Annotated in this window: 22 protein-coding genes and 1 riboswitch; of the genes, 10 read left to right on the top strand and 12 right to left on the bottom strand. The window is 54.4% G+C overall.

What is annotated here, in order from left to right:
• Positions 1-176 precede the first annotated feature (176 nt).
• Together cho and nadE are read right to left on the bottom strand one after the other, a co-directional pair.
• Entirely contained in the window at positions 177-1,037 is an 861-nt protein-coding gene (cho, locus tag ABLV11_RS26875; protein WP_017146075.1) for an excinuclease Cho, read from the bottom strand.
• Between the two features lie 103 nt (positions 1,038-1,140).
• Positions 1,141-1,968 carry an ammonia-dependent NAD(+) synthetase gene (gene nadE, locus ABLV11_RS26870; RefSeq protein WP_064344763.1) on the bottom strand — a complete coding sequence of 276 codons (828 nt, stop codon included), beginning with the start codon at positions 1,966-1,968 and terminating at the stop codon, positions 1,141-1,143.
• 230 nt (positions 1,969-2,198) lie between these two features.
• On the opposite strand from nadE, the gene osmE reads away from it, so the two are divergent.
• The 7 genes from osmE to chbG all read left to right on the top strand — a co-directional run bounded on the left by osmE (position 2,199) and on the right by chbG (position 8,145).
• On the top strand, positions 2,199-2,537 hold the full coding sequence (gene osmE / locus ABLV11_RS26865; protein ID WP_004101339.1) for an osmotically-inducible lipoprotein OsmE: 339 nt from the start codon (positions 2,199-2,201) through the stop codon (positions 2,535-2,537).
• Between the two features lie 286 nt (positions 2,538-2,823).
• A complete protein-coding gene (chbB, locus tag ABLV11_RS26860; protein WP_004101340.1) occupies positions 2,824-3,144 on the top strand; it encodes a PTS N,N'-diacetylchitobiose transporter subunit IIB in 321 nt (106 codons plus the stop codon).
• Positions 3,145-3,312: 168 nt separating this feature from the next.
• Positions 3,313-4,671 (top strand): PTS N,N'-diacetylchitobiose transporter subunit IIC, encoded by a 1,359-nt coding sequence (gene chbC / locus ABLV11_RS26855; RefSeq protein WP_004112376.1) that lies wholly within the window; start codon positions 3,313-3,315, stop codon positions 4,669-4,671.
• Between the two features lie 54 nt (positions 4,672-4,725).
• Positions 4,726-5,073, top strand: coding sequence for a PTS N,N'-diacetylchitobiose transporter subunit IIA (gene chbA, locus ABLV11_RS26850; RefSeq protein WP_134882645.1), 348 nt, complete (start codon positions 4,726-4,728; stop codon positions 5,071-5,073).
• A gap of 12 nt (positions 5,074-5,085) precedes the next feature.
• The gene (gene chbR / locus ABLV11_RS26845) at positions 5,086-5,925 is read left to right on the top strand and encodes a transcriptional regulator ChbR (RefSeq protein WP_071530309.1); all 840 of its coding nucleotides are present in this window, start codon (positions 5,086-5,088) and stop codon (positions 5,923-5,925) included.
• A 102-nt stretch (positions 5,926-6,027) separates the two neighbouring features.
• A complete protein-coding gene (locus ABLV11_RS26840; protein WP_134882646.1) occupies positions 6,028-7,374 on the top strand; it encodes a 6-phospho-beta-glucosidase in 1,347 nt (448 codons plus the stop codon).
• Positions 7,375-7,386: 12 nt separating this feature from the next.
• The gene (gene chbG / locus ABLV11_RS26835; RefSeq protein WP_004101345.1) at positions 7,387-8,145 is read left to right on the top strand and encodes a chitin disaccharide deacetylase; all 759 of its coding nucleotides are present in this window, start codon (positions 7,387-7,389) and stop codon (positions 8,143-8,145) included.
• A gap of 38 nt (positions 8,146-8,183) precedes the next feature.
• On the opposite strand, the gene katE is transcribed toward chbG, so the two are convergent.
• The gene (gene katE, locus ABLV11_RS26830) at positions 8,184-10,442 is read right to left on the bottom strand and encodes a catalase HPII (protein ID WP_016808509.1); all 2,259 of its coding nucleotides are present in this window, start codon (positions 10,440-10,442) and stop codon (positions 8,184-8,186) included.
• A 196-nt stretch (positions 10,443-10,638) separates the two neighbouring features.
• On the opposite strand from katE, the gene cedA reads away from it, so the two are divergent.
• A complete protein-coding gene (gene cedA, locus ABLV11_RS26825) occupies positions 10,639-10,878 on the top strand; it encodes a cell division activator CedA (protein WP_024274048.1) in 240 nt (79 codons plus the stop codon).
• 74 nt (positions 10,879-10,952) lie between these two features.
• Here cedA and ABLV11_RS26820 read toward each other — a convergent pair whose 3' ends face one another.
• From ABLV11_RS26820 to hxpB, 4 genes are all read right to left on the bottom strand, one after another.
• The gene (locus ABLV11_RS26820) at positions 10,953-12,344 is read right to left on the bottom strand and encodes an L-cystine transporter (RefSeq protein ID WP_348856058.1); all 1,392 of its coding nucleotides are present in this window, start codon (positions 12,342-12,344) and stop codon (positions 10,953-10,955) included.
• Between the two features lie 134 nt (positions 12,345-12,478).
• Positions 12,479-13,069, bottom strand: coding sequence for a metal-dependent hydrolase (locus ABLV11_RS26815; protein WP_004101351.1), 591 nt, complete (start codon positions 13,067-13,069; stop codon positions 12,479-12,481).
• 91 nt (positions 13,070-13,160) lie between these two features.
• The gene (gene kduD / locus ABLV11_RS26810) at positions 13,161-13,922 is read right to left on the bottom strand and encodes a 2-dehydro-3-deoxy-D-gluconate 5-dehydrogenase KduD (RefSeq protein ID WP_004112387.1); all 762 of its coding nucleotides are present in this window, start codon (positions 13,920-13,922) and stop codon (positions 13,161-13,163) included.
• Between the two features lie 148 nt (positions 13,923-14,070).
• Positions 14,071-14,739, bottom strand: a complete 669-nt coding sequence (hxpB, locus tag ABLV11_RS26805; RefSeq protein ID WP_049593231.1) for a hexitol phosphatase HxpB — start codon at positions 14,737-14,739, stop codon at positions 14,071-14,073.
• A 129-nt stretch (positions 14,740-14,868) separates the two neighbouring features.
• Here hxpB and ABLV11_RS26800 point away from each other — a divergent pair, with 129 nt between their 5' ends.
• A complete protein-coding gene (locus tag ABLV11_RS26800) occupies positions 14,869-15,405 on the top strand; it encodes a YniB family protein (protein ID WP_004112393.1) in 537 nt (178 codons plus the stop codon).
• Positions 15,406-15,437: 32 nt separating this feature from the next.
• On the opposite strand, the gene yciA is transcribed toward ABLV11_RS26800, so the two are convergent.
• The 5 genes from yciA to ABLV11_RS26775 all read right to left on the bottom strand — a co-directional run bounded on the left by yciA (position 15,438) and on the right by ABLV11_RS26775 (position 21,186).
• Positions 15,438-15,836, bottom strand: a complete 399-nt coding sequence (gene yciA, locus ABLV11_RS26795; protein ID WP_004101357.1) for an acyl-CoA thioester hydrolase YciA — start codon at positions 15,834-15,836, stop codon at positions 15,438-15,440.
• Between the two features lie 100 nt (positions 15,837-15,936).
• Entirely contained in the window at positions 15,937-18,117 is a 2,181-nt protein-coding gene (locus ABLV11_RS26790; RefSeq protein WP_049127447.1) for a TonB-dependent siderophore receptor, read from the bottom strand.
• 183 nt (positions 18,118-18,300) lie between these two features.
• A complete protein-coding gene (locus ABLV11_RS26785; RefSeq protein WP_024274049.1) occupies positions 18,301-19,617 on the bottom strand; it encodes a voltage-gated chloride channel family protein in 1,317 nt (438 codons plus the stop codon).
• 79 nt (positions 19,618-19,696) lie between these two features.
• A riboswitch (Fluoride riboswitch) is annotated at positions 19,697-19,758 on the bottom strand.
• A gap of 93 nt (positions 19,759-19,851) precedes the next feature.
• Positions 19,852-20,391 (bottom strand): septation protein A, encoded by a 540-nt coding sequence (locus ABLV11_RS26780; protein ID WP_348856056.1) that lies wholly within the window; start codon positions 20,389-20,391, stop codon positions 19,852-19,854.
• Positions 20,392-20,442: 51 nt separating this feature from the next.
• Positions 20,443-21,186: a YciC family protein gene (locus ABLV11_RS26775; RefSeq protein ID WP_004101361.1), complete on the bottom strand. Its 744-nt coding sequence runs from the start codon at positions 21,184-21,186 to the stop codon at positions 20,443-20,445.
• A gap of 312 nt (positions 21,187-21,498) precedes the next feature.
• On the opposite strand from ABLV11_RS26775, the gene ompW reads away from it, so the two are divergent.
• Entirely contained in the window at positions 21,499-22,137 is a 639-nt protein-coding gene (gene ompW, locus ABLV11_RS26770; protein WP_004101362.1) for an outer membrane protein OmpW, read from the top strand.
• Positions 22,138-22,192 lie beyond the last annotated feature (55 nt).

The raw sequence follows: 22,192 nt of genomic DNA, 5'->3' as shown, positions 1-22,192 counted from the left end.
GGGAGACGCCCCGATAACCTACTGGGGATCTTATGCCGGTATCGTGCGTTTCCCGGCAGGTCTTACCGGACTGACGGGAAACGCGTATGGCAGCAGTTTTTAAACCGGGCAAGGCCATATCACCAGGGAATGCGATATGATCTGTTCGTCAGGACAGAGGTGGCCCACGGTCAGTTTTACAGCGGATGCAGCTTATAGCGGCCGCTAAGCAGCGGTTTACACAGTATTTTATAACCATCATGGTCAAATTTTGCCGCCAGGCGCGTGAGCGATGAGGCCTGCGACAGGGATTCTACGGCGCCCAGCCATAGCCAGTTTTGAATAATATGGTACTGCGTCATATCCTCGCTGCGCTCTTCCAGCGCGATCGCCCCGGCCCATGGCCAGCATACCAGCTGCATTTTTTGCATATTTTCCACCAAACGCTGCTGGTGCGCTTCAACGCTCTCCTTCCCGCAGCAGGCTCCTGCGCAGCGGCCCAGCGCCGAGCGAAAGCAGGCGCGCCCGCGGTTGAGCGGCTCGAGTCCCATTAATCCATAACAAAGGCGATGCTCGTCGGCAATTTTTTGCAGCGCCTGCAGCGCGGCGCGGCGATTGGCAAAAAGGCCATAGAGATCGCTTTGTCGCGAGAAATCCAGCTCGCTGGCGTAAACCACCTGCGGTCGGGCGTCAGCCAGGCGCAATGAGCACAGCTGCCGGTTTTGCCGCAGACGTTTATTAAACAGAGGCTGCTGTTCCTTAATGAGCTGCGCTTCTAACAGGAGTGCGCCGAGCTCGCCCGCCGTCCGTTGCCAGGTGATGCGTCGTGACTGGCGCAGCATAGCCGCTTCGTCGGGGGTGCGCAGATGCGACAACACCCGGCTGCGGATATTAACGCTTTTGCCGATATAGAGCGGAAGGGTATCGCTTTCGCCGTGAAACAGATATACCCCCGGCTGCCTGGGCAGAGCCTCAAGCCACGGACGCAGATGTTCGGGATACTCATAGATTGCCGCCGCTTCAAATTCGAGACGCGGGGCGGATTGCCTTCTTGCCACTATTGCTCCTGGTGCTGTTTATTTATCCAGTATAGCAGGGGAAGGGCGGAGCGAAAAGGACAATAAATCACCCCAACCTGAGTCGGGGCGAGGGAGGGATGGGTTATTTTTTCCAGAAGTCGTCGAAGACGGTGATTGGCGGGCGGCGTTTGTGCTCGGTTTTCAGATACCAGCCTTCGATCGTTTTCGCGACTTTCTCGTCCAGCGTCTTACCTTCCAGATAGTCGTCGATGTTCTCGTAGGTCACGCCCAGCGCCACTTCGTCCGGCAGGGAGGGGCGGTCGTCCTCAAGATCGGCGGTCGGCAGTTTTTTATACAGGTGCTCCGGACACCCCAGATGGGCCAAAAGCTGTTTGCCCTGACGTTTGTTGAGGCGGAAAAGAGGGTTGATGTCCGTGCCGCCGTCGCCGTATTTAGTGAAAAAACCAGTAATAGCCTCCGCAGCATGATCGGTACCTACCACCACGCCGTGGGTCATCCCGGCGATGCTGTACTGCGCTTTCATGCGTTCGCGGGCTTTTTCGTTGCCGCGAACAAAGTCGCTAAGCTCAATGCCGGCTTCGCGCAGCGCCTGTTCACTGGCCAGCACGGCGCCCTTAATATTGACCGTTAATACACGGTCCGGCTGAATAAAAGCGATGGCGTCCTGACAGTCCTGCTCGTCCGCCTGCACGCCGTACGGCAAGCGAACGGCGATAAACTGCAGGCTGTCGTCACCGGTTTCGGCGCGTAGCTCATTGATTGCCTGCTGGCAGAGCTTACCGGCAAGCGTGGAGTCCTGGCCGCCGCTGATGCCGAGGACCAGTGATTTAATAAAAGGGTATTTCTGCAGATAGGACTTCAAAAAGTCTACGCTGCGGCGTATTTCGGCTTCGACATCGATCTGGGGTTTAGCGCCCAGCGCCTGAATAATCTCTTGTTGTAGCGTCATCGCGCCCTCCGGAAAGTGAATCTGTATGGCAATCAGCAGAGGTTTAACCTACCTCTTTGACGGTAAAACGACAAGGATCACAATTTTGAGTGTAGCAAAAGCAGGCAACCTCAACGGAACGGGCTTTATTATTGGAAAGATCTTAATTTCGCTTCATTTCCACCTTCGGCTTGAAAAATAACGATATTTATTCCAGGCTTATTTACACGCCAAAAAAAAGAGGATGGAATATGAACAAGCATTTTGCAGGATTTCTGGGCGCAGCAGCTGTATTAACCATGCTGGCAGGGTGTACGGCCTATGACCGTACTAAAGATCAGTTCACCCAGCCGGTGGTTAAAGACGTTAAAAAAGGCATGACCCGCGCGCAGGTTGCGCAAATTGCTGGTAAACCTTCATCAGAAGTGACGATGATCCACGCACGCGGTACCTGTCAGACATACATCCTGGGTCAACGCGATGGTAAAATTGAAACCTACTTCGTCGCGCTGGATGAAACCGGCCGTGTGATGAATTCTGGTTATCAGACCTGCGCTGAATACGATACCGACCCGCGCAACAGTAAGTAACATCCCGCCATAGTGCTGATTCCTACGAAAGCCCGACCATTGGTCGGGCTTTTTTATGAGCGCTGATGCTTATTTAATTGCGCGAATTATTTGAGGGAAATGTGAGGGCAGTCAAAACGCGAGGTCAATGAGAGACAATTCTGTTCAAGGAGGAATTATCCTGCCGATGAACGATGCCGTATACTCAATGCATAAACAATACTAATTCAAAGAAACATCTCTTACCGCCTCTCCGGCATCAACGATGCGCTCAGGAGACCCGGTCACACAAATTGAGGAAGCGTTCATGGAAAAGAAACATATCTACCTGTTCTGTTCTGCTGGGATGTCTACATCACTGCTGGTCTCGAAAATGCGTGCTCAGGCCGAGAAGTATGAAGTGCCGGTTATTATTGAAGCATTTCCCGAGACTCTGGCCGGTGAAAAAGGGCCTGATGCTGATGTCGTATTATTAGGCCCACAGATTTCCTATATGCTGCCGGACATTCAACGTTTACTACCAAATAAACCCGTAGAAGTTATTGATTCCGTGCTGTACGGTAAGATCGATGGTTTAGGTGTTCTGAAAGCGGCCGTTGCGGCCATTAAGAAAGCTGCTGCGCAATAATTTATATTTTAAAACTCGACATATTTCGGATGGCAATGGTTAAAATTTCGTGAGGGTGTGTTTTAACTATTTGCTGTCCGAAATACCCCGAGTTTATTTTCCCGTCAAAGAGTAATTTCATCTATCATTGCCGCAATAATTACATTGCGGCCTTAAAGGGTATTTATTATGAGTAAAGTGATTGATTCGCTTGAAAAGGTACTCCTTCCGTTTGCGGTCAGAATAGGAAGGCAACCTCACGTCAATGCAATTAAAAACGGCTTTATTAAGTTAATGCCATTGACGTTAGCCGGGGCCATGTTTGTTTTAATTAATAACGTATTTTTGAGCTTTGGCGACGGTTCATTCTTTTATTCAATGGGCATCCGTCTGGATGCCTCGACAATCGAAACACTGAACGGTTTTAAAGCTATCGGCGGCAACGTTTATAACGGTACGCTAGGTATTATGTCGCTGATGGCGCCTTTCTTTATTGGTTCGGCTTTAGCTGAAGAGCGTAAAGTTGACCCAATGGCGGCCGGGTTGCTGGCGGTTGCGGCATTTATGACCGTTACGCCTTATAGCGTCGGGGAAGCCTACGCCGTTGGCGCGAATTGGTTAGGCGGTGCCAACATTATTTCTGGTATCGTAATCGGTCTGGTCGTTGCCGAGATGTTCACCTTTATCGTTCATCGCAACTGGGTGATTACGCTGCCGTCCAGCGTGCCGGCTTCGGTCTCCCGTTCATTCTCAGCGGTTATCCCGGCCTTTATTATCCTGTCTATTATGGGGATTATCTCCTGGGCGCTGACCCACTGGGGAACGAACTTCCACCAGATCATCATGGACACGATCTCCACGCCGCTGGCCTCAATGGGTGCCGTGGTAGGCTGGGCATACGTTATTTTCACCTCGCTGCTGTGGTTCTTCGGCGTACACGGGTCGCTGGCGCTGTCGGCGCTCGATAGCGGCATTATGACGCCATGGGCGCTGGAAAACATCGCAACCTATCAGCAGTACGGCTCCGTTGAAGCCGCGCTGGCGGCGGGTAAGAGCTTCCATATGTGGGCCAAGCCGATGCTTGATTCCTACATTTTCCTCGGCGGTACCGGCGCGACGCTGGGCTTGATCATCGCCATCTTTATCGCTTCCCGCCGCGAGGATCATCGTCAGGTGGCGAAACTGGCGCTGCCGTCCGGCATCTTCCAGATTAACGAGCCTATCCTTTTCGGTCTGCCGATTATCATGAACCCGGTGATGTTTATTCCGTTCATTCTGATTCAGCCTCTGCTGGCGGCCATCACCATGACGGCGTATACCCTGGGCATCATCCCGCCGATTACCAACATCGCGCCGTGGACTATGCCGACCGGTTTAGGCGCCTTCTTTAACACTAACGGTAGCGTCGCAGCTCTGCTGCTGGCCCTGTTCAACCTTGCTGTATCGACCCTGGTCTACCTGCCGTTTGTGGTTATTTCCAACAAAGCGCAGGGCGTGATTGAGCAGGAAGAGAGCGAAGAAGATATCGCTAACGCACTGAAATTCTAATATCGAGCGGTACGGGAAGTTTCCCGTACCGTCTGGCAAATTAAGGGAGTCATTATGTTTGATCTGGATAACATCGCAGCAGAAGAGACCGCGGTAAACGACCTCGAAGAGGTGGTGATGGGGCTGATTATCAACTCCGGACAAGCGCGTAGTCTGGCTTATGCCGCGCTGAAGCAGGCAAAACAGGGAGATTTTGCGGCGGCTAAAACCATGATGGAACAGTCGCGCATGGCGCTGAGCGAAGCGCATCTGGTGCAGACCCAGCTGATTGAGAGCGATGAGGGGGAAGGCAAAATGAAGGTGAACCTGGTGCTGGTGCATGCGCAGGATCATCTGATGACCTCAATGCTGGCACGTGAGCTGGTTGCCGAATTGATTGAGCTGCACGAGAAGGTACAATAGGTCATCGACACGATGAGGCAACCAAAGATGATGACCACTGAAATCAGTACCGCCCGGGAGCAACAACTCTTTAACGGCAAAAACTTTCATGTGGTCATCTATAACAAAACGGAAAGCGTAAGCGGGCTTCACCAGCATGATTATTACGAGTACACCATCGTTTTAACCGGGCGCTATTATCAGGTTATTAATGGCAAGCGGGTGCTGCTGGAGCGCGGGGATTTCGTTTTTATCCCAATGGGGTCGCACCACCAAAGCTTTTATGAATTTGGCGCGACGCGCATTCTGAACGTCGGTATCAGCAAAAGTTTCTTTGAGAAACACTATCTGCCGCTGCTGCCGTTTGGTCTGGTTGCTTCTCAGGTCTATGCCGTTAAAAGTACTTTTCTCAGTTATATTGAGTCGGTTATTGCATCACTGAATTTTCGCGAAACTGAATTTGACGAATTTATCGAGCTGGTCTCCTTTTATACTCTGAATCGGCTCCGACATTATCGTGAAGAGCCTGCGGAAGACGTCATTCCGCAATGGCTGAAAAATACCGTGGAGGGGATGCACGATAAGCTTAAGTTTGGCGAGGGGGCGCTGGAGAATATGGTTGAACTTTCCGGGAAAACCCAGGAGTACTTAACTCGGGCAACCCAGCGTTATTACGCCAAAACGCCGATGCAGATGATTAACGATATTCGCATCAACTTCGCAAAAAAACAGTTAGAGATAACCAACTACTCGGTGACCGATATTGCCTATGAGTCGGGGTACAGTAGCCCAAGTTTGTTTATTAAAACATTCAAGAAGCTGACTTCTTTTACCCCCAGCAGCTATCGGAAACACCTCACCAGTATTAATTAACCGGGCGCGGAATAGTCCGCGCGGTCTAAATATTCAAATTAACTGTCCGTATTTACACGGAGAGCGGGTGTCGCATACGCGTTATCCGCAAGGGAGAAAAAGATGAGCCAGAAATTGAAGGTAGTGACTATCGGCGGCGGCAGCAGCTATACCCCGGAATTACTGGAAGGGTTCCTGAAGCGTTATCATGAACTGCCGATTAGCGAACTGTGGCTGGTGGACGTCGCGGAAGGGCAGGAAAAGCTCGATATTATCCATGCGCTGTGCCAGCGCATGGTGGAAAAAGCCGGCGTGCCGATGAAAGTCTACAAGACCCTCGATCGCCGCGCGGCGCTGGAAGGCGCAGATTTCGTAACGACCCAGCTGCGCGTTGGTCAGCTCAAGGCCCGCGAGAAGGACGAGCGTATCCCGCTGAGCCACGGCTATTTAGGCCAGGAAACCAATGGCGCGGGCGGGCTGTTTAAAGGTTTGCGCACTATTCCGGTCATTTTTGACATTGTGAAAGATGTGCAGGAAGTCTGTCCGAATGCCTGGGTCATTAACTTTACCAATCCGGCGGGGATGGTCACCGAAGCGGTTTATCGTCATACCGGCTTCAAGCGTTTTATCGGCGTGTGCAATATTCCGATTGGCATGAAGATGTTTATCACCGACGTTCTGCAGCTGAGCCCGAGCGATGAGCTCAATATCGATCTGTTTGGCCTGAACCATCTGGTATTTGTGCGCGATGTAGTGGTTAACGGCGTTTCACGCTTTGACGAGCTGCTGGACGGCGTGGCATCGGGTCGATTGAGCGCTAACTCGGTGAAAAATATTTTTGATTTACCCTTTAGCGAAGGACTGCTTCGTTCGCTGCGCCTGATCCCTTGTTCCTATCTGCTCTACTACTTTAAGCCAAAAGAGATGCTGGCGATTGAAATGGGCGAATACTACAAAGGCGGCGCGCGCGCGCAGGTGGTGCAGAAGGTTGAGAAACAGCTATTTGAGCTGTACAAAGATCCGGATCTGAACGTTAAGCCGAAAGAACTGGAACAGCGCGGTGGGGCGTATTATTCCGACGCGGCCTGTGAAGTGATTAACGCCATTTATAATGACAAGCAGGCCGAGCATTACGTGAACGTGCCGCATCATGGTCACGTTGATAACATCCCGGCAGACTGGGCGGTCGAGATGACCTGTACGCTGGGCCGCGACGGCGCGAAACCAACGCCGCGCATCACGCATTTCGATGAGAAAGTGTTGGGGCTGATTTACACCATTAAAGGTTTTGAAGTTGCGGCCAGCGAAGCGGCTATCAGCGGTAAACTGGACGATGTGCTGCTGGCGCTTAATCTGAGCCCGCTGATCCACTCCGATCGCGATGCTGAAAAGCTGGCGCGGGAGATGATCCTCGCGCACGAGCAGTGGCTGCCAAACTTTGCGGCGACTATCGAAAAACTGAAACAGTAACGGGAGCGGCTAATGGAACGCGTGTTAATCGTCAATGCCGATGATTTTGGCCTCAGCAGGGGGCAAAACTACGGCATTATCGAAGCTTGCAAGAACGGTGTGGTCACCTCCACGACGGCGCTGGTCAACGGCGCGGCGATTAGCCACGCTGCCCAGCTTAGCCGCTGCGTCCCAGAGCTGGCGGTTGGGATGCACTTTGTCCTGACGCTGGGCGAGCCGCTGGCGGCGATGCCGGGGCTAACCCGCGAAGGGCGCTTTGGAAAGTGGATTTGGCAGATGGCGGAAGAGGGCAGCCTGCCGCTGGACGAAATCGCCCACGAACTGGAGCGTCAGTATCAGCGTTTTGTCGAGCTGTTTGGCCATGAACCGACGCATATCGACAGCCATCATCATGTCCATATGATCGCGCAGATCTACCCCATCGTCGCGGCGTTTGCCCGCGAGAAGGGCGTGGCGCTGCGGATCGACCGCCAGCTAGCGACGCTGTCAGGCCTGGCGCAGGATGCCGCGCGCAGTAGTGATGGATTTGCCAGCGAGTTCTACGGGGAAGGGGTTTCGGAAGCGCTGTTTCTGCAAACCCTGGATGCCTCTGTCCAGCGTGAGGAAAAATCGCTGGAGGTGATGTGTCACCCGGCGTTCGTGGATAACACGATAATGGGCAGCGCCTACTGCTATCCGCGACTGACCGAACTGGATGTGCTGACCGCCGGGTCGCTGAAGTATGCGATTGCCGAGCGCGGCTACCGGCTTGGAACCTACCGCGATGTATAAAGGGAAGTGAGAAGCCCGGCATCTCTGCCGGGCTTTTTTTACGCCGGGATCGCGGCGATTTTGGCGCTTCTCGACCACACCCGATGCGCTGCCATCAGGGTGATCAGTTCATCCATTGATTGGCTATCAATGGCATCGGTCTCAACAATGCCTTCTTCGCCCTGAGCGGCAACCTGCAGCGGCGCTTTGCACTGCCGTGCATCGCCTGCCAGCAGAATCGGCTTCAGGTGTTTGTATGCTTCCAGCAGGTAATAGTTGAAATCACCGTTGCTGCTCAGACTTTGCAGATCGCCGCCGGGAACGATGACTGCATCCACGGTCAGCGATGGCGACCCGGCAAAGGTTCCGGCTACCGGCAGCTCGGTGCCATCATCGGCCTGCACTTTCCCCATTCGTGAATAGAGTAATTTGGCATGTACCCCGTGCGCTTTCAGCGACTTGAGCAAAGTCAGCAGCTCTTTGGCAACCGGACGATCGTTAAGCAGTACCGCCACCACCCGGCCTTTCACGTCGCCGCTGGGAATGGCGTACAAGCTTAGCGTCGGATCCTTTTTCAGGCCGTTGACATCCGGCGGCGGCGTAATGCTGCGCTGTTCGTCCGTGAGCTCAATACCGAGGTTTTTACCTACGGCCTGAGCCAGCTGCAGGTCGATATGCGCCAGCTGATCGACCACCCGCTCGCGGATCCACTCTCTGACAACCTTGCTCAGCTCGAAGCTGAATCCGTCGATAATATGCTGCTGCTCAATTGGCGTCTGGCTACGCCAGAATAGCAGGGGTTGAGAGTAATACTCGCCAAAGGAAGGGCTACGCTGGCGAATTTTTTCTCCGTCAATCCGCTCGGCATAAGATTCGAAGCCACCGCGTTTAGCGGCCGGCGGCGTCTCCCGCGGCCAGTTGTTATTGATGGAGTTAGGTTCATAGTTTGCCGGGTTGGTATCAATATCCATCCGGTGCATGCCGTCGCGCTGGAAATTATGATACGGGCAGGTGGGTTTATTAATCGGAATTTCATGGAAATTCGGCCCGCCGAGGCGGCTAATCTGCGTATCGGTATAGGAGAAGAGTCGGCCCTGCAGCAGCGGGTCGTTGCTGAAGTCTATTCCTGGAACGATATGCCCGGGATGGAAGGCCGCCTGTTCGTTTTCGGCAAAGAAGTTATCCGGGTTGCGATTAAGGACCATCTTACCGACGCGCTGCACCGGAACCAACGCTTCCGGGATGAGCTTGGTGGGATCCAGCAGATCGAAATCAAAAGCAAATTCATCCTCTTCCGGGATCAGCTGTAATCCCAGCTCGTACTCAGGATAATCTCCGGCTTCAATCGATTCCCATAAGTCACGACGATGGAAATCGGGGTCGCGGCCGGTCAGCTTTTGCGACTCATCCCACACCAGAGAGGCCTTACCCGCGACCGGCTTCCAGTGGAAGCGTACGAAGGTCGCTTTACCTTCCGCGTTAATCAGGCGGAAGGTGTGGATGCCAAACCCTTCCATGGTACGGTAGCTGCGGGGTAGCCCGCGGTCCGACATCGCCCACATGACGTTATGCAGCGTTTCAGGCTGCAGCGAGACGTAATCCCAGAAGGTATCGTGCGCGCTTTGCCCCTGCGGGACGGCCCAGTGCGGTTCCGGTTTCACCGCATGGACAAAATCGGGAAACTTGATCGCATCCTGGATAAAAAAGATCGGCGTGTTGTTGCCGACCAGGTCAAAGATGCCCTCGTCGGTATAAAACTTGGTGGCAAAACCGCGGATGTCGCGCACCGTATCGGCGGAGCCAGCGCCGCCCTGAACGGTGGAAAAACGGACGAATACCGGCGTTTTTTTCTGCGGGTCGCAGAGGAAAGCCGCTTTGGTGATGTCGCTTAAATCGCTGTACGCCTGGAAATAGCCGTGCGCAGCGGAGCCGCGGGCATGAACGATGCGCTCGGGAATACGTTCATGGTCAAAATGGGTTATTTTTTCACGCAGGATAAAATCTTCCAGCAGCGTGGGGCCGCGTTGACCCGCGCGCAGCGAGTTCTGGTCGTCAGCGATGCGTAGACCCTGATTGGTCGTAAGCGCAGCATTCTCACCACCTTTACGCTGTTTCTCGAGGGCATCGAGCTTTTCGCTGGTCGTATCCGGGGCCTTCATGCTACCCGGCGCCGTCGGCTCTTCGCCCGGCGCGGTCGGGTGCGGCGTGGGCTGCCAATCCTGATCTTCTGGCGCTAATGCGCCCAGGCCAGGTTTTGCCGCCCGGTCATCATGCACCGGTGATTGATGGGATTTCGGGTTATGGGGTTTATCAGACATTGCACGCTCCTGCTTTCATTACTGAAAATGGTCTTTGCTAAACCAAAACCCTTCTAATTGTAGAACATCATTTCAAGAATATATTTTTATAAGAGTTTTGCTACTAAAGGACCGCAAGCAGGGGGCGACGAAAGCGGGCGTTTTCGGCTATGATAGGGGTTTCTGTTTACCGCCGTATTTAGTGAATTTATTTGTCATGAAACCACTTCGCCAACAAAATCGTCAGGTCATTAGCTACGTGCCTCGAGTGGAGCCTGCGCCGCCGGAACACGCCGTCAAAATGGATGGTTTTCGCGACGTTTGGGTTCTGCGGGGTAAATACGTCGCCTTTGTGCTGATCGACGAACGTTTCCGTCGCTCCCCGCCGTTTAACGTGCCGGAAGCGGCGCAGCGCTGGGCGACGCAAATGAGGCAGGAAGGTGAAATCGACGCCTGAATGAGCCGGAACAATAAAAAACCGCTGAAAATTCAGCGGTTATTAGTTTCTGACTACGCGAAGGGCGTATCGACTTAGCGGTGCGCCAGCTCCGCATCGTTATCGCTATCGAGAATAGCTTTATCGGTTTGGCGCAGCCACTGGCTGGTCAGGGTACCGGCGGTCATTGAGCCGCTAACGTTCAGCGCCGTACGGCCCATATCAATCAGCGGTTCAACCGAGATTAACAGCGCCACCAGCGTGACCGGCAGCCCCATCGCCGGTAAGACGATCAGCGCGGCAAACGTCGCGCCTCCGCCCACGCCTGCGACGCCGGCGGAACTGACGGTGACGATGCCAACCAGGGTAGCAATCCACAGCGGATCGAGCGGGTTAATACCGACCGTCGGTGCGACCATCACCGCCAGCATCGCCGGATAGAGTCCCGCACAGCCGTTCTGTCCGATGGTAGCGCCGAACGATGCTGAGAAGCTGGCAATGGATTCCGGCACGCCCAGACGACGGGTTTGCGCTTCCACGTTCAGCGGAATAGACGCCGCGCTGGAGCGGCTGGTGAAGGCGAAGGTCAGAACCGGCCAGACTTTGCGGAAGTATTTCAGCGGGCTCACGCCGTTGACCGCCAGCAGCAGGCCGTGCACCACGAACATGATGCCCAGACCAATATAGGAGGCGATAACGAAGCTGCCGAGCTTGATAATGTCCTGCAGGTTAGAACCCGCAACTACTTTGGTCATCAGCGCCAGTACGCCGTACGGCGTTAACTGCATGACCAGACGCACCAGCTTCATCACCCAGCTCTGCAGCGTATCGATAGCGGTCAGCACGCGCTGGCCTTTGGCGACATCGTCTTTCAGCAGCTTCAGCGCCGCGACGCCGAGGAATGCAGCGAAGATTACCACGCTGATAATCGACGTTGGGTTCGCGCCGGTCAGATCGGCGAACGGATTTTTCGGCACAAAGGAGAGGATCAGCTGCGGGACGCTCAGGTCGGCGACTTTACCGGCATAATTACTCTGAATGGCGTTGAGGCGTGCGGTTTCCGCGCTGCCCTGGACCAGGCCTTCGGCTGTCAGGCCAAACATGTTAGTCACCAGCACCCCGACCAGCGCCGCAATCAGCGTAGTAAACAGCAGGGTACCGATACTGAGGAAGCTGATTTTACCCAGCTGCGAAGCGTTATGCAGGCGGGCCACCGCGCTCAGAATCGAGGCGAAAACCAGCGGCATGACGATCATTTGCAGCAGTTGAACGTAGCCGTTACCGACGATATTAAACCACTGGATAGAGTCCTTCAGCACCGGGCTGTCGGAGCCATAGACTAGCTGTAGTGCCAGGCCAAAAATAACGCCGATAACCAGACCGACCAGCACTTTTTTAGCGAGGCTCCACTGTTTATGGCGGGTTTGGGCCAGCGCCAACAGTAAAACCGCGAACACAACTACGTTCGCTATTAATGGAAAGTTCATCCCCGTTCTCCTGATATCTTTTATCACCAGGTTGGTCAATAACCAACTCTTATGACGGCAAGGGTAGCAGAAGGCGTAATCCGTTCCTTATATTCAAATGGAATTGATTATAACTATTTGAATAATTCGCTGCTTTATCGTCCAGTCTGGTGACTAATAAAGCGATGAAAGGTAGTTTGCAGTGAATTTATCATCTCAGATGACCAGCGAACGGCGCTGTTTTCGGCAACGTTTTGCGGCATCCACACGGCGTAGATGAACAGCGCCATGCACAGCGCGCGCTCCAGTTGATTACCTTTGCGCGGCGCAAGAATAGGGAAGCGAAAGCGCCAGCGGCAGGGCCAGAGCAGCGGAACCCCGGCAGGGGTAAGCATGTCGGCAAGAATATGGCTGAGGTAGCCCAGCACCAGGCCCTGAACCGCATCCGCCGGGACGATCCAGCTATCCGGAACCTTCAACGAGAAAATCGCCACCGCGCCAAAGACCACCAGCAGGCTATGGGTGAAGCCGCGATGGCCGAAGGCGCGGGCAATCGGTTTTGATATCCAGCTTAATCGTTGCCCGAGAAACGACTTGGGGTGATCGATATCCGGCAGCAGACAGGTCAGGATGGCGGACGGAACGATATGCCACCAGTCACCCTGGGCCAGCACGGGGGTTAATTCCGCATTTTTCGCAAATACCGCACAGGCAATAGAAAAGAGGAGGTGGCCTTCCGCCGTCATGATAAACACCCTAAACTGTCAATTCATACAGTATAGGGTTTTTATACAGTGTGCGGAAGAGGTGACGGTGTAACTCTTTGTCACAAGACCATCAGCGTGCCAGCCAGCCGCCGTCCACCGCCAGGGTATAGCCGTTAATGTAATCCGCCGCCTGGGAAGCAAGAAAGACTACCGGCCCCTGCAGGTCTTCCGGAACACCCCAGCGTGCGGCCGGGATACGGTCGAGGATCTCTTTGCTGCGTTCGGCATCGTCGCGCAACTGCTGGGTATTATTGGTAGCCATATAGCCCGGCGCGATGGCGTTAACGTTAATACGATGTTCCGCCCATTCGTTGGCCATCAGGCGGGTAATGCCCAGCACGCCGCTTTTGGAGGCGGTGTATGACGGGACCCGAATACCGCCCTGAAATGAGAGCATTGAGGCGATATTAATAATTTTTCCGCCGTCGCCCTGCGCGATGAACTGTCTGGCGACCGCCTGAGACAGAAAGAAAACGGATTTCAGATTCAGGTTAAGCACGTCGTCCCAGTCCTTTTCGCTAAAGGTTAGCGCATCGGCGCGGCGGATGGTTCCGGCATTATTCACCAGAATGTCAACCCGGCCCATGGCGGCCACGGCCTGAGTAACAATGGCTGCGATCTGATCCTGACGGCTCAGATCGGCCTGAATAGCGGTAAAGCGTCGGCCCAGCGCCTGAACCTTCTCTGCGGTTTCGTGGGGGATCCGGCGATTCACGCCGACGATATCGCACCCGGCCTGGGCAAGGCCGAGCGTCATTCCCTGGCCCAGTCCGGTATCACAACCCGTCACGATAGCGACCTTGCCCGTAAGGTCAAAGGCGTTCAGTACCATATGCACCTCTGTATGCTGATTTTATGCGTCAAATAACGCCGTTGGGACAAGCATAGAGGGCGGGAGAAGAAAAGACAAATAAAAATGAAACAGTGTTTTAATTTTGTGATAATGGGGCGATACCGCAACCCCATCATCAGCGATGCCTTTAGCCGAGCAGGTCGCTCAGGGTCAAAGCTTCAAGGGTGGCAAGCTTGACGTCGGCCAGCACGAAGCGCGGGTCATGGCTATTTTCCGCTTCCGGTACGACGACAGAGCGCATCCGCGCCGCTTTGCTGGCAATCATCCCGTTGACCGAGTCTTCCAGCGCCACGCAGTTCATCGGGCTGACGCCGAGACTGGCGGCGCAGTTCAGATAGACCTGCGGGTGCGGTTTGCTGTAGGGCAGCATTTCGGCGGAAGCGAGGGCGTCAAACTGGTCGCGTAGTTCAAACATGGCGAGGACTTTTTCCAGCATTCGCAGCGGCGATGCCGACGCCAGGCCAATTTTCAGTCCCTGTGCTTTACACATCGCCACCGCTTCCCGCGCCCCCGGCAGCAGCGGACGCGCCTCTTCCACCAGTTGGATAGCGCGATTGATGATCCGCGTGGTGACCTCCGCGCGGTCCGGGCCCTGCCACGGCTGTTGGGCAAACCACAGGTCGACGACTAAATCGATGCGCAGCCCGAGAATATCCGGCATTTCATTGCGGCGACGAATATCCACCCCAAGGCTGGCCATTACCTCCAGCTCTGCTTTGTCCCATAGCGGCTCGGAGTCAATCAGTAATCCATCCATATCAAAAATCGCGGCGTGAATCTGGCGCCTGGCTGACATAAGTCCCTCTCCTGTAGCGTAAGTAGATAACGAATCGGCACTCATGGTATATCATACCGCGCATTATTGGGCGAAATTCGCCGACGAAGGTAGACTAAGAGTGGATAGGCGTCTTAACAAGGGGAATCCATGACGTATCAACAAGCTGGACGCATTGCAGTACTTAAACGAATTCTGGGATGGGTGGTATTTATCCCGGCGGTTATCTCGACGCTGATCTCCGTGCTGAAGTTTATGTACGAGCACAGCGAGAAAAAACCGGGCATCGACGCGGTGATGATGGACTTTGCTCATGTGATGATCGAGATGATGCGCTTTAACACGCCGTTCCTCAATTTCTTCTGGTACAACTCGCCGCTGCCGGATTTTAAGCACGGCATGAATATAGGTTTCTGGATCATCTATATTCTGGTGTTTGTCGGCATGGCGCTACAGGCTTCCGGGGCGCGGATGGGGCGCCAGGCGAAGTTTCTGCGCGAAGGCGTTGAGGATCAGCTGATTCTGGAACAGGCTAAAGGAACGGAAGGGCTGACGCGCGAACAAATTTCCGCACGGGTTGTGGTGCCGCGCCACACCATCCTGGTGCAGTATTTTCCGCTGTACGTCCTGCCGGTAATTATTATTGTGCTGGGCTACTTCTTCTTTTCTTTACTCGGTTTTCTGTAAACAATCGGCCCGGATGCCCCGGGCCGGCTGAATCACAGAGTCGGCAGTGCGCGCGGTTTTCCCTGATTATCCACCGCGACGTAGATAAACAGCGCTTCGGTGGCTTTGTAGCGCTGGCCGATGGGCTCAGACGACACTTTCTTGACCCACACTTCCATATTGATAGTTATCGACGTATTGCCGCGCTTCACGCAGTTGGCGTAGCAGCACACGACGTCGCCGACCGCCACCGGGCGCAAAAAGGTCATGCCGTCGACGCGCACGGTCACGACGCGACCGTGGGCAATTTCTTTGGCCATAATGGCCCCGCCAATATCCATTTGCGACATCAGCCAGCCGCCGAAAATATCGCCGTTTGCGTTGGTGTCCGCCGGCATCGCCAGGGTGCGTAAAACCAATTCGCCCTTCGGCGCAAGATCTGTTGTTGTCATTCTCTACTCTGTACTGGTCAAAGACGATCAGGCGGATGCTACTATGAAAATGAGGTTGAGAGAATAGGGGAATACGCCCGCTATAGCGGGCGCGAAGGGGTTAGAAAGAGAGCGTGACGCCAGCGTAATAGGCGCGACCCGGTTCGTTATAGGTCGAAGCGCCTTCGTTTTCCCGATAAATTTGCTTATCGAAGAGGTTACTAATCCCGGCATTCAGCCGCAGATCTTTGGTTAGCTGATAGTTGCCGCCGACGCCGACGACAGAATACGCGCCGACTTCGTTGGTGGCCAGCACCCCGTTTTCGTTACGAATTTCCGCGTATTCGCGCGGTTTCTGTCGACCGTACAGGGTCCAGTTGACGTTAGCCGAGAACTTGCTGGTCACCTGCCAGTCGAGCAGGGTATTGATGGTGTATTTCGGAATAACGGACAGCGGGTTGCCGGTATCTTTGTTTTCCGATTTGATCATATAAGTGGCGTTGGTGCGCCAGCTGAGCGTATCGGCAATGAGCGGAACCAGCAGCGTGCCTTCAAGTCCTTCGACGACCGCTTTCCCGCCGTTCTCCCACTGCAGGATATTCGCTCCGCTGGCGGTATTACCCAGCACCTCGGTGCCGGAGACGATCTTGTTTTTGTAGTCGTTGCGGAACCAGGTGATGCCGGCGTTATAACCGTTGAGGTTAAACTCAAGGCCGAGCTCTTTGTTAATGCTGATTTCCGGGTCGAGATCCGGGTTACCTAAAAGATAGCAATTGCCTTCCGCAATACTTATCGGGCAGCCGTTTCCGCGCGTAGAGAGCAGGTAGCCTTCGCTTGACTGATACAGGTTCGGCGCCTTGAATACGCGGGCAATGCCCGCCTTAACCTTAAACATATCGCCCAGATCCTGTGACAGATTCAGGCTCGGGCTCCAGTTGCTGCCGAAGTCGTTATGATAGTCGAAACGCAGGCCGGGGATAATATTGGTTCCCGGCATCGCTTCGATATTGTCTTCCAGATAAATACCGGTCAGCGTGGCGCTGTTTTTAGGGCTGCGTTGCGAAGGATCGCCGGACATCCCCGGCAGCGTTTCCGTCGTCGTAGTGGCCTGCATCGAAGCCGGATCGTTCAGTTCATCGCGGTTCCACTCCATCCCCACAGTCAGGGTCTGTTCTGCGAGCCAGTTAAAGGGAAGATTCACTTCAGCGGTTGAGCGCCAAGACTCCAGGCGGCTGGTGTCGTAGACATCGCTATTGATCATCCCTTCTACGCGACCGGTGGTGCCCTCCTGCAGACGGGTATTGTTGGTTTTTTCGTAGTAGACGCCCGCTTTCGACTGGCCCCAGTCCCAGATCCCGTTGTAGGTCAGGCCCCAGGTCTGCCGGTACAGCCGGTTGGTTTCCTGACCGTACAGCGTATCCACCAGGCCATTTGGGCTCATATTGCTGTTGCTGTATTGCGTATCGCCGGCATAGATATTGCCCTGACGGCTGTAGGCGTAGCTGAAGTCGAGGATCTGCTGCGGGGTGACTTTCCACGACAGCAGGGCGTTAATATCTTTGTTGCGCACGCCTTCGCGGCCCGCCGCATAAGAGCCATTTTGCGCGCGGTTAATATCCCAGGCATCGGGTTCCGTTTTGTTAATGTTGCCATACAAACGCATGGTCAGGGCATCCCCGGCCAGCGGTCCGTTGAGGCTGAAGTTAGCCCGGTTAGTGGCGCCTTCTTTGTTATTTTCCGGCTGATTGGTATAGAGCGAGAGCGATCCGTGCCAGTCGTTGGTGGGGCGTTTGGTGATAATATTGACGACCCCACCCGCAGCGCCAGAGCCGTAGCGCGCAGCGGCGGGTCCGCGCAGAACTTCAATGCGTTCCACCATTTCCGGCGGTACCCAATTGCTGTCGCCTCGGGTATCACGCTCGCCGCGCCAGCTATAGCGTACGGAGTTGCGGGAAGTGACGGGCACGCCGTCAATAAGAATCAACGTGTTTTCCGGCCCCATCCCGCGAATGTCGATCTGCCGGTTGTTGCCGCGGCTGCCGCTGGCGCTGTTGCCGGTCAGGTTTACGCCGGGCATTTTACGGATGATTTCTGACAGATCGTTAACCGGAGGGTCCTTAGCAATATCTTCAGCGGTAATGATCGAGACGCCCGGCTGCTGCTTCAGCGCCTCTTCGGCGGTTCCGTGAACCACCATGGTCTCCGTATCCTGTTCCACCTCTTCGGCGAAGACCCCTGGGCTGAGTAAGCCTGCAATGGCCAGGGCCAGGGGCGTTGCTATGTGATTTTTCTGCGTTCTCATTATAAATATCCATATCAAATCATGAAAAATTGAGATCGAGAATATCAATGATAATTATTATCATTTCAATAAAGTGAAGATAATCTCCATCAAATCCTCACAATTGCCGCAACTTTCCGGTATGTGACAGACATCATGGAGAAACCGGCGGGGCTTACCCTCACCGGCTTCCAGGTGCGATTGTCAGGAGGCGGGCGTCTCTTTGTCGGCCTTTTGTCGGCTTTTTTGTGACTGGTACCACTCCGGGAATTCTGACAGCCTGATGCCAGTCGGCACATCGCTCTGTTTTCGGCAGGCTATACGCTGCGAACGATAAATACCGCTATAGCCTGAGACCAGCCAGGCCACCACGCAGGCCAGCGCGGCGTAAATACCGATTTCAGAACCAAACAGCTCAATCGCCATCAGCGTTGAGGCAACAGGCGTATTCGCCGCCCCGGCAAAGACGGCGACAAAACCTATTCCGGCCAGAAAGCCGAGCGGCATATGCAGCAGCGGCGCCAGCGCATTGCCCAGCGTCGCACCGACATAAAACAGCGGAGTGACTTCACCACCTTTAAATCCGCTACCTAAAGAGACGGCGGTGAAGAGCAGTTTGCCTAAGCTATCCCACGGTGCCAGCGGTTGCTGGAAAGCGTCCACTATCACCGATATGCCCAGGCCAATATAGCGCTCTCCGTGCAGCAGCCAGACCGCGCAGGCAATCGCCAGTCCGCCAATAAACGGCCGCAGCGGCGCGTAGTGAATCCGTTTTTTCATCAACGCGCCGATTGCCTGCGTGCTGTCGGCAAAAATGCGCGCCGCGAGGCCAAAGCAGCAGCCGGCGATAATGATTGCCAGCAGCGTCCAGAGCGTTAGCGTGGGAAAGCTGGCAATAAAGTAGTGCGTATGCTGCACGCCCCACATGATGCCGACTCGATCGGCAATAATTGCGGCAAACAGGCAAGGAAGAATGGCGTTGTAGTTTATCCGTCCGATAGCCAGAACTTCGAGCCCGAAGAGCGCTCCGGCGAGCGGGGTACCGAAAACCGAAGAGAAACCGGCGCTGATCCCGGCCATCAGCACCATTGACCGTGCATCGTGGTTAAGACGGAAAATGGCCGTGAAGCGATCGGCGATCGAGGCCCCCATCTGTACCGCCGTGCCTTCACGCCCGACGGAGGCGCCAAACAGATGAGAAACAACGGTGCCGAAAAATACCAGCGGCGCCATCCGTAGGGGAATGATGCATTTAGGGTCATGGATCTCTTCCAGAATCAGGTTGTTGCCGGCCTCCACGCAGGTACCGTAGCGCAGATAGATCCAGCCGACGGCAAATCCGGCAAACGGCAGGAGCCAGATAAGCCAGCGGTGAGCTTCCCGCGTTGCCGTAGCCCACTCCAGTGAGAAAAGAAAAAATGCCGAGGCCGTGCCCGCCAGCACCGCAATGATAAAAGCGAGGAGCAGCCATTTCCCGAGGAATAAAAGCAAAGAGAGTGATGAAAAGCGGTATGCGCGCATCGTCGGATCCTTAGAAGATGAATCTTCCCGGACGCGGTGCCAGCCATTCAGATAGGCCTGCCCATTCCCGGTCCGGGAATAAAAAGCAGGCATCATTAGCCACATGGCGGTTCAAGGAGGAATGCCATCTCCTGTGAGAAATATCTTACATTACGAATCGATTCAGTTGAAGTGGTTTATACAAGGGGGAAACGAATAACACGGCACGCCGGGCGGCGCGCCGTGGGGGAAAGGTTAGTGGTTGTCGTCCTGCGGCATATGGCGATAAATATACACGCCGCTCAGCAGGGTGAATACCAGCGTCAGAGCGCTCAGGCCGAAGACCTTGAAGTTGACCCAGATATTCTGCGGCAGCCAGAAAGCGATGTAGATATTCGCCAGCCCGCAAAGGATGAAAAACACCGCCCAGGCCAGATTGAGACGTGACCACACCTGCTGCGGCAGCGTCAGCTCTTTACCCAGCATACGCTGGATCAATGGCTTCTTCATCACCCACTGGCTGAACAGCAGGGCGCTGGCGAACAGGACGTAGATAACCGTCACTTTCCACTTAATAAATTCGTCGTTGTGGAAAAAGATGGTTAAGCCGCCGAATACGGCGACCAGCACGAAGGTAATTAACGCCATTTTTTCGACTTTGCGATAGCGTACCCAGCTGTAAATCAGCACGATAGCGGTGGCGATAATCAGCGCGGTCGTCGCGGCGTAGATATCATAAAGCTTGTAGAATGCGAAGAAGACTACCAGCGGTAAAAAATCCAGAAACTGCTTCATACATCGATTCCGTCGTTCAGGTAGGGGCAGGTCGCGCCGCCCCGGGTTAAGTTAGTTACGAATGAGCATATACAAGCGGAATAAATAGATCAGCAACAATGCGGAGATCAGATTGCTGAGGGTATTTATTACCACCGCGCCAACGTTTGGCGTCAGGACCGCGAAGCTGGATGCAAACAGCAGAAGCAGCGTTTTCGCCAGCAGCCAGCCGATAATTGCCGGCGCCACCAGGCGTACGTTGGCCCAGGCCAGGCGCATACTGCTACGCATGGCGCTGAAAATACCAACTTTATCCTGTACCAGCATGATCGGCGCGAAAGAGAGCACAATGGCGAGCAGGACGCCCGGCACCACCACCAGCATCATCCCCATCTGCACAACAAACGTCGTCAGCAGGATCAGCAGCAGCAGCTTTGGCAGCACCGGCGCGGAAGCGCCGATCGCACGCAGGGCGCTGACTCTCTGGCCGGCGGAGACCATCTGGATCATCAGCAGAACGCCGCCGGCAAGAATGGCGTTGCCAACCAGCCCGGAGAAGGTCGAGGCTGCGGACGCGCGCAGCAGAATTTGCTGCTGCTCCGGCGTCATGCTCTGAACCAGTTCGAACAGCCCGCCGCTGCCCGCCAGGCTATCGCCCTGACTCAGAATCGACAGCTGCTCTTCACTGGGTGAAAAGGCATGGCCAAGTACTACCGTAATGAACGCGCATAACAGCGCAATCAGCAGGATAGTAACGAACTGATTGCGGAAAAAGTTCCCGGTGTCACGGTAGACGGACTTCGCCGTGATAGACATGCATTCTCCTTGAGTATTGCAGGTATTAACTAGCCGGCGATTGTACCGCAAATCGCGGCTGGGTAGCAGTCTCTGCTCCTGCGCGCTAAGTATATCTTTGTAAATAGGAGGGGAAATCGGCGATGACCTCTGTTGAGAAGCGACAAGGGAGAACTTGATACATCTCGTTTATCACTGATTGCATTGAGAAAGTGAAAATTAATCTGGATCAATAAATGTTAAATTTGCCCACTTAATGTGATCTATGTTGGATCAAACATAATTCATTATGGGTATATTCTTGCGCTGAATAACCATAATGAGGAAGTGGGTATGAAAAAGTTAGCAGCGGCGGTTGTTATTCTGGGCACGCTTTCCACCGGTAGCGTCTGGGCGCATGAAGCTGGGGAATTCTTTATTCGTGCGGGTTCGGCTACGGTCAGACCATCAGAAGGCGCGGGCGGAACGTTAGGCAGTCTGGGGGGCTTTAACGTTAGCAATAATACTCAACTGGGCCTGACGTTCACCTATATGGCGACGGACAACATCGGCGTAGAGCTGCTGGCCGCCACGCCTTTCCGCCACAAAGTCGGAACGGCGGCAACCGGCAATATTGCGACCGTTCATCATTTACCACCGACGCTAATGGCACAGTGGTACTTTGGCGACGCCAGCAGCAAGCTGCGTCCGTATATTGGCGCAGGTATCAACTACACGACTTTCTTTGACGAAAGCGTGAACGATACGGGTAAAAAGACGGGCATTTCTGACCTGAGCCTGAAAGACTCCTGGGGAGCCGCGGGGCAGGTGGGGATGGACTATCTGATTAACCGCGACTGGCTGATTAACATGTCGGTGTGGTACATGGATATCGACACCACCGCCAACTATAAGCTGGCGGGCGCGCAGCAGCACGACAGTATCCGTCTGGATCCGTGGGTGTTTATGTTCTCTGCGGGTTATCGGTTCTAAATTCTTGCTCAAAGCTGGTCGTCATGACCAGCTTTATTGCACGTCCCGACGCGAA

The organism is Klebsiella sp. GW_Kp181 (assembly GCF_040062315.1).
Lineage (GTDB): Bacteria > Pseudomonadota > Gammaproteobacteria > Enterobacterales > Enterobacteriaceae > Klebsiella > Klebsiella oxytoca.
This window is presented reverse-complemented; position numbering and strand designations above follow the sequence as displayed.